Source organism: Mycobacterium sp. (genome assembly GCF_049683935.1).
Taxonomy (GTDB): Bacteria; Actinomycetota; Actinomycetes; order Mycobacteriales; family Mycobacteriaceae; genus Mycobacterium.
Map to the genome: position 1 here is coordinate 1 of NZ_JBAUJR010000162.1, position 7122 is coordinate 7122.

The 7122-nt window shown below is 68.2% G+C and carries 11 protein-coding genes; all 11 read left to right on the forward strand.

What is annotated here, in order from left to right; all coding sequences use genetic code 11:
• Positions 1-1436 (forward strand): bifunctional uroporphyrinogen-III C-methyltransferase/uroporphyrinogen-III synthase (locus WA965_RS09355; protein ID WP_526447405.1); only part of this gene is annotated, 1436 nt, incomplete at its 5' end.
• A 20-nt stretch (positions 1437-1456) separates the two neighbouring features.
• Positions 1457-2437, forward strand: coding sequence for a porphobilinogen synthase (hemB, locus tag WA965_RS09360; protein ID WP_526299378.1), 981 nt, complete (start codon positions 1457-1459; stop codon positions 2435-2437).
• Positions 2434-2865: a hypothetical protein gene (locus tag WA965_RS09365; RefSeq protein ID WP_526299380.1), complete on the forward strand. Its 432-nt coding sequence runs from the start codon at positions 2434-2436 to the stop codon at positions 2863-2865. Before hemB ends, WA965_RS09365 begins: the two co-directional genes overlap by 4 nt.
• A gap of 20 nt (positions 2866-2885) precedes the next feature.
• Positions 2886-3338 carry a hypothetical protein gene (locus tag WA965_RS09370; RefSeq protein WP_526299382.1) on the forward strand — a complete coding sequence of 151 codons (453 nt, stop codon included), beginning with the start codon at positions 2886-2888 and terminating at the stop codon, positions 3336-3338.
• On the forward strand, positions 3335-3838 hold the full coding sequence (gene mce1N, locus WA965_RS09375) for a transport-regulating membrane protein Mce1N (protein WP_526299384.1): 504 nt from the start codon (positions 3335-3337) through the stop codon (positions 3836-3838). The genes WA965_RS09370 and mce1N overlap by 4 nt, the downstream gene beginning before the upstream one ends.
• On the forward strand, positions 3835-4080 hold the full coding sequence (locus WA965_RS09380) for a hypothetical protein (RefSeq protein ID WP_526299386.1): 246 nt from the start codon (positions 3835-3837) through the stop codon (positions 4078-4080). The genes mce1N and WA965_RS09380 overlap by 4 nt, the downstream gene beginning before the upstream one ends.
• 121 nt (positions 4081-4201) lie before the next feature.
• Complete coding sequence (locus WA965_RS09385; RefSeq protein ID WP_526299388.1) at positions 4202-5086, forward strand: oxygenase MpaB family protein; 885 nt, start codon at positions 4202-4204, stop codon at positions 5084-5086.
• Positions 5073-5672: a TetR/AcrR family transcriptional regulator gene (locus tag WA965_RS09390; protein ID WP_526299390.1), complete on the forward strand. Its 600-nt coding sequence runs from the start codon at positions 5073-5075 to the stop codon at positions 5670-5672. Before WA965_RS09385 ends, WA965_RS09390 begins: the two co-directional genes overlap by 14 nt.
• Positions 5673-5718: 46 nt before the next feature.
• Entirely contained in the window at positions 5719-5988 is a 270-nt protein-coding gene (locus WA965_RS09395) for a hypothetical protein (RefSeq protein WP_526299392.1), read from the forward strand.
• A gap of 43 nt (positions 5989-6031) precedes the next feature.
• Positions 6032-6517: a pyridoxamine 5'-phosphate oxidase family protein gene (locus WA965_RS09400; RefSeq protein ID WP_526447407.1), complete on the forward strand. Its 486-nt coding sequence runs from the start codon at positions 6032-6034 to the stop codon at positions 6515-6517.
• The coding region (locus WA965_RS09405; protein WP_526447409.1) for a cytochrome P450 family protein at positions 6514-7122 on the forward strand (609 nt) is incomplete at its 3' end. The genes WA965_RS09400 and WA965_RS09405, both read left to right, overlap by 4 nt.

Sequence of the window (7122 nt, forward strand, 5' to 3'; positions counted from 1 at the left end):
CAGCCAAGCCGGCCGACGCGCCAGACCCGGTCCCGGTGATCCCCGGGGGCCCCGATGTGCGTCCCGCACTGGGGGACCCGGCGGAGGTCGCCAAGACGCTGGCAGCCGAAGCCCGCACAGGTGTTGACGTCGTGCGCCTGGTCGCCGGCGATCCGTTGTCGATCGACGCGGTGATCACCGAGGTGAATGCGCTTGCGCGCACCCAGCTGAACTTCGAGATCGTGCCCGGACTGCCTGACACCACGGCGGTGCCCACCTACGCCGGACTTCCGCTGGGTTCGGCCCACACGGTCGCCGACGTCCGCGGTGATGTCGACTGGGCGGCGCTGGCCGCCGCGCCGGGACCGCTGATCCTGCACGCGACGGTGTCGCATCTGCCCGATGCGGCGCGCACCCTCGTCGAGTACGGCCTGGCCGAATCCACGCCCACCGTGGTGACCGCCAACGGCACCACCTGCCAGCAGCGCTCCGTCGAGACGACGCTGGCGGGTCTGCTCGACAAGTCCACCCTTGCCGGAACCGATCCCGCGGGGCCGTTGGCAGGCCCGCTGGTCGTGACGATCGGCCGGACCGTGACCAACCGCGCCAAGCTGAACTGGTGGGAGAGCCGCGCCCTGTACGGCTGGACCGTGCTCGTGCCGCGCACCAAGGATCAGGCGGGCGAGATGAGCGATCGGCTCGTCGGCCACGGCGCGTTGCCCATCGAGGTGCCGACGATCGCGGTCGAGCCTCCGCGAAGCCCCGCCCAGATGGAAAGGGCGGTCAAGGGTTTGGTGGACGGCCGGTTCCAGTGGGTGGTGTTCACCTCCACCAATGCGGTGCGCGCGGTGTGGGAGAAGTTCAACGAGTTCGGTCTGGATGCCCGTGCGTTCTCCGGGGTGAAGATCGCGTGCGTCGGGCAGGCTACTGCCGACCGGGTGCGCGCCTTCGGCATCAACCCCGAGTTGGTTCCGACCGGCGAGCAGTCGTCGCTTGGACTGCTCGACGAGTTCCCGCCCTACGACGACGTTTTCGACCCGGTCAACCGGGTTCTGCTGCCTCGGGCCGACATCGCCACCGAGACGCTGGCCGAAGGTCTTCGCGACCGCGGTTGGGAGATCGAGGATGTCACCGCGTACCGCACGGTCCGCGCTGCTCCGCCCCCGGCGCACACCCGCGAGATGATCAAGACCGGCGGCTTCGACGCGGTGTGCTTCACGTCGAGCTCGACGGTGCGCAACCTCGTCGGGATCGCGGGCAAGCCGCACGCCCGCACGATCGTCGCCTGTATCGGGCCCAAGACCGCTGAGACCGCAGCCGAATTCGGCCTTCGCGTCGACGTTCAGCCGGAGGTGGCTGCTGTCGGTCCGCTGGTGGAGGCGCTGGCCGAGCATGCCGCCCGGTTGCGGGCCGAGGGTGCGCTGCCGCCACCGCGGAAGAAGAGTCGACGCCGGTAGTCCTGGAGGAACGGCTTTACATGCCTTATCCGAGCCACCGGCCGCGAAGGCTTCGGTCCACCCCGGCCATGCGTCGGTTGGTCGCGCAGACTTCTTTGGAGCCAAGGCATCTGGTGCTGCCGATGTTCGTCGCCGACGGCATCGCCGAACCACGCCCGATCTCTTCCATGCCGGGTGTCGTGCAGCACACCCGGGACTCGCTACGCCGCGCTGCCGCGGATGCGGTGCGGGCCGGCGTCGGTGGGCTGATGCTGTTCGGGGTGCCCAGTGACGAGCACAAGGATCCCGTCGGTACGGCCGGCACGGATCCCGACGGCATCCTCAACGTCGCGCTGCGGGATCTGTCCGGCGATCTCGGCGACGCCACCGTGCTGATGGCCGACACCTGCCTCGACGAGTTCACCGACCACGGTCACTGTGGGGTGCTGGACGACCGCGGTCGTGTCGACAACGATGCCACCAACCGACGTTATGTCGACCTTGCTGTGGCACAGGCGAATTCGGGTGCGCACGTGGTCGGGCCCAGCGGCATGATGGACGGTCAGGTGGCCGCGATCCGCGACGGTCTCGACACCGCCGGTCATTCCGACATCGCGATCCTGGCTTACGCCGCGAAGTTCGCGTCGGGTTTCTACGGTCCATTCCGGGAGGCGGTGGGCTCCAGTCTGAGCGGCGACCGTCGCACCTATCAGCAGGATGCCGGCAACGCGCGCGAGGCGTTGCACGAAGTGCAGCTCGACATCGACGAGGGCGCCGACATCGTGATGGTGAAGCCGGCGATGTCCTACCTGGACGTGGTGCGCGCCGCGGCCGACATCTCGCCCGTTCCGGTTGCCGCATACCAGGTTTCCGGCGAGTACTCGATGATCAGCGCGGCGGCGGCCAACGGCTGGATCGATCTGCGCACTGTGGCGTTGGAGACGCTGATCGGGATCCGGCGTGCCGGCGCCGACATCGTGCTCACCTACTGGGCGGTTGATGCGGCCGGCTGGCTGTCGTGACAGAGCCCGACGCGGCAGGCCCGCCCGGGTCGCCTCCCGCCCGGCCACCTGACGTCGACACCGGATTCTGGTTGTGGGTGGCGGCACTTCCGTTGATGACTGTCGGTTACGTCATCGACCTGTTCACCAGCCCGCTGCGACCGACGGGCCCGATGCTGGCCATCTCCATCGTGTTCCTGGTGGTCGTCGTGATCGTCGTCGCCACGTTCCTGGTGCTGATGAGGCAGGGCTACCGCTGGGTGCGCACGCTGCTGACCGGTGGCGCGATCGCGGCGCTGGTGTTCTCGGCCTCCGGCCTGTTCACCGCCGAACGTCACGCGGCCGCGGCGGTCGGCTACGCCGTCGCGGTGATCGTCGGCTCCGTTGCCATCGCCGGTGGCGTGTTCCTGCTGCACCGCAAGGACGCCCACGAATTCTTCACCCGTTGATTCGCTAGGCTGGCCCGACCATGACCGACCCACAAGCCGCGCCGTCACGGCGGCCGCGTCTGGTCGATATCGCGTTCTGGTGCTTCATCGTCGGCGCGGTCATCATGATCGTCGGCGGGTTGATGGCCGGGGCCGCAGACTACGACACCGCCCGCGCCGTTCTGCCCAGCACTTTTTCCGATGACCAGGTGCAGAACTATCTGACCCTGTATCGCGCGAGCGGGGTCGGTTCCGCAGTGGCCGGAGTTGCCCTCGCGTTCCTCGCAGGTCGCACCCGCCGAGGGGACAGTCGGTTCCGACTCGCGTTGCTCGGGCTGGTGTTCGCGACGTTCGTGGTGGTCGTGGTGCTGGCGCTGGGTTTCGGAGTCGCACAGCCGGTGGTGCTGCTGTCCCTGCTTCCCGTCCTCGTCGGGTCGGCCCTGCTCACGATGCCGGCGGTGCGCACGTGGTTCGAATCGGAAGGCCACCTGTGACCGAGCCTGTCGAGCGCCCGGTGACGACGCCGGAGGTGATCTTCTCCGAACCGGGCGCCAGCTGGCTGTGGCTGCTGGCCGGCCCCGCAGCGGGGATCGCGATGGCGATGATCCAGCTCTCGGCCGGGTACGGGATTCAGCTGGTGGTGCCGGGCATCTTCTTCGTGCTCGTCTCCGGCTTCCTGGCGATCCAGGTCAAGGCCGCGAGGATTCACACCTCGGTCGAGCTGACCGTCGACACGTTGCGGCAGGGCGCCGAGACGATCCGTACCGAAGACATCGTCCGGATCTATCCGGAGGCCGCCGGTAGGGAGACGCCGAAGTGGCAGTACGCGCGGGCGCTCGGCGAGCTCACCGGGGTCCCGCGGGGCCGCACCGGTATCGGCGTGCGGTTGACCAACGACCGCACCGCGCAGGCCTGGGCGCGCAAGCACGAACGGCTGCGGGCCGAGCTGACAAACCTGGTCGAGGAGCGCATCCCGCCGGAGTCGACCCCGTGAGGTCGCGCCGTGCAGTGGTCTTGTTGGTGCTGGCCGGATGCGCCGCGGTGGGCTGCGTGCTGAGTTGGGTGGCCGCCAGTTCCCCGGTGACCGTCGCACCCGTGACCGAGGGTGAGCCGTCGACCACGTCGCTGGTCTACTACCCACCCATGATGACGCTGTCGCTGCTGCTCGCGACCGCGGCCGGGGTGCTCACGGTGCTGGGCGTGACCCGTCTGCGCCGCGCCACCGCCGCGGAATAGCGTTCCGGGCTGCTCCCGCAGGCTGATCCACAGCCCTGAGTTCACTCCCGCGGCACCGGCCGCTGTAACCCTCGCCACACGGCGCTTGGTACAAAGTGCAAAATCTGTAACACTGTTTCCCATGACGGAGTTGGCGGACAAGGACGAACACCTCGACGGCACGCACCCCGACGCGCTGCCGCTGGGGCCGCAATCACTGATCTGGCGCTACTTCGGCGACAACCGGATGTACCTGATCGGTCCGCGGCCCGCGGTGTTGCAGAACATGCTGGCCGAGCTCGGTCAGGGCGTCTACGACCACTCCACGTTCTTCGCCGACACCGCCGAGCGGCTGCGGCGCACCATCCCGCCGATCTTCAACACCGTCTACGGCTCCGAGGACAACAACGCCGGCGTTGCGGTCCGCGACTTCCACCACCACGTCAAGGGCATCCTCCCGGGCCCGGATGGCGAGGAGGTCGGTCGCTACCACGCCCTGGATCCCGACACCTACTTCTGGGCGCACGCCACCTTCGTCGAGCAGGTCTTCTACTTCGCCGGCACGTTCGTCACCCGGTTGACGCCTGCGGACCGCGAGCAGATCTACCTGGAGTCCAAGACGTGGTACCGGCGCTACGGCGTCAGCGACCGCCCGATGCCGGCGACCTACGCCGACTTCGAGCAGTACTGGGATCGCATGATGGACCGTGTCGTCGTCGCGCACCCCACCGCCAAGTACGGCGTCGGCTACGTCACCAAGGGCTTCCCGCGACCCAAAGCGGTCCATCCGCTGGTGTGGCGGCTTGTCGCGCCCGTCTTCAACCCGCTCGCGGCGTTCCTGACCACCGGCGGCCTGCCGCCGCGCGCCCGGGACCTGCTGCAGCTGCCGTGGACCGACAAGCAGGAGCGGCGCTACCAGCGATTCGCCGCGCTGTGCCGATCGCGCCCGGTGAACTGGATCTGGGATCGGTTGCCGATGCGGGTGCGCTACAGCGGTCATGCGGTCAAGGGTTATGCCCGCACCTGACTCCGGGCCGGCCACCCAACAGATCCTCGACGCCGCCGTCGTCGAGTTCGAGCGACACGGTTTCCGGCGGGTCGCCCTCGACGACGTGGCCCGCCGTGCGGGCGTCAGCCGGACGACGATCTACCGGCGCTTCGCGAACAAGGACGAGCTCGTCGGTGCGGTGATCGAGCGAGAGAATGTCAGCCTCTTCGCCGACATCGCCGGCGAGCTCAAACAGTCCGGCCCGCAGTCGAATTACTACGTCGAAGCGTTCACGCTGTCGATCCTGAAGTTCCGCAGGCACCGGGTGCTGCACCAGATGATCACCGACGAGCCCGGTCTGGTTCTCGAGCTCGCGGGCCGATATCACCGGGCGGCGATCGACCGCATGGCCGACGCCCTGCGGATCATCTTCCCGCCCGGCTTCGCCGAGCGAATCGGCGCCGCCGCCGTCGACGAACTCGCGGACTGCATTCTCCGGTACGCCGCCATGGTGTTGCTGCTGCCCAGCGCGCAGCCGCTGGACAGCGCCGACGACATCCGAGAATTCGCACGCCGCCACTTCCTGCCGAGCCTGCCGGCGGCGCTGCGGACGGTACCGGCCTGACGGGCCGAGTGTTTCGCAGATCACACTTTCGGGCAGCCCGACACCCATGGACCAGAACGAAGAGACCAGCAGTCAGCAACTGACCGAGAAACCCGAGATCACCGACGAGCACAAAGCGCAGGCCAAGGAGATGGCGAAGTCCTACAACGAGGAACTCGAGACCACCACCCTGCCCGGTAGCAACGGCACCGTGTCCGGCACGTCGGTCACCGACTGGGTCGACGACAAGGACAAAGGCAAGATCGAGACGTCCGCCGACGAGGGCAACGTCGAATACCGCAACACCGAGGAGTTCCGCGAAAAACTCGAGGGGTGAGACGCTGCTCGCGGGCGGTCGCCGACACCTAGGCTCTGATCTTGTGACCCCACTCGATCAGATCGCCCCGGCCTTCGTGCGCATGGCGCATTCGATCGTGTGGGCGTCGGTGGCCACCGTCGACGCCGACAGCAAACCACGCTCACGCATCCTGCACCCGATCTGGGAATGGGACGGAACCGACCTGCTCGGGTGGATCGCGACGGTGCCGACACCACTCAAACGCGCCCACCTCGCGGTGCACCCGGATGTCTCGGTGAGCTACTGGACCACCACGCAGGACACGTGCAGCGCCGACTGCCTGGTCGAGTGGTACACCGACGACGAGACCCGTGCCGCGGTGTGGCAGAAGTTCGCGACCGGGCCCGAACCGGTCGGCTACGACCCCCGCATCATCCCGATGTGGCGGGACGGCCCGACCTCCGAGGAGTTCGCCGTCCTCCGGCTGTCGCCCTATCGACTGCGCGTCATGCCCGGGACGATGATGACCGAGGGGCGCGGTGAGGTGCTGGGCTGGCACGCATCATGACAGCGAGTACGACCGACGTCACGCTGCTGCCGTTGGCCCCCAGAAATCCCCTGCCCTATCGACGCCTGGTCAAGCTGGTCCGGACACTCGACACCGGTCAGGAACTGATCCGCGATGCCGGAGGCCCGGTCACCCGGGTGCAACTCGGTCCGAAACGACTGTTCCCGCCGCTGGTCGCGGTGTTCTCGGCGGAGGCCATCCGCGACGTGCTCGGCCGCAACGACACCTTCGCCGAACGGTGCATCGTGCACGAGGAAGTCCGGGACATGGCCGGGGACAGCCTGTTCGTGCTGCCCAACGAGCCGTGGCGGCCGCGCAAGCGGGCGCTGCAACCCGTGTTCACCCGCCAGAACGTCCGATTGTTCGGCGGACACATGTCCCGAGCCGCTCAGGCATTCGTCGACACCTGGTGTCGCGGCGGCGACGTCGACCTGGACCTGGAATGCCGGCGGATCACCATGCAGTCGCTGGGACGTTCGGTGCTCGGCGTCGATCTCAACGAGCAGGCCGACGTGATCGCCGAACACATGCACATCGCGTCGTCCTACACCGCCGATCGTGCCCTGCGACCGGTCCGCGCGCCGCGATGGCTGCCGACGCCGGCC

What these genes read in the sequence shown, in the direction of transcription:
- WA965_RS09370 (WP_526299382.1), top strand. Translation starts at nt 2,886, where the DNA reads ATGACCGACCCACAAGCCGCGCCGTCACGGCGGCCGCGTCTGGTCGAT.
- WA965_RS09385 (WP_526299388.1), top strand. Translation starts at nt 4,202, where the DNA reads ATGACGGAGTTGGCGGACAAGGACGAACACCTCGACGGCACGCACCCC.
- hemB (WP_526299378.1), top strand. Translation starts at nt 1,457, where the DNA reads ATGCCTTATCCGAGCCACCGGCCGCGAAGGCTTCGGTCCACCCCGGCC.
- WA965_RS09390 (WP_526299390.1), top strand. Translation starts at nt 5,073, where the DNA reads ATGCCCGCACCTGACTCCGGGCCGGCCACCCAACAGATCCTCGACGCC.
- WA965_RS09395 (WP_526299392.1), top strand. Translation starts at nt 5,719, where the DNA reads ATGGACCAGAACGAAGAGACCAGCAGTCAGCAACTGACCGAGAAACCC.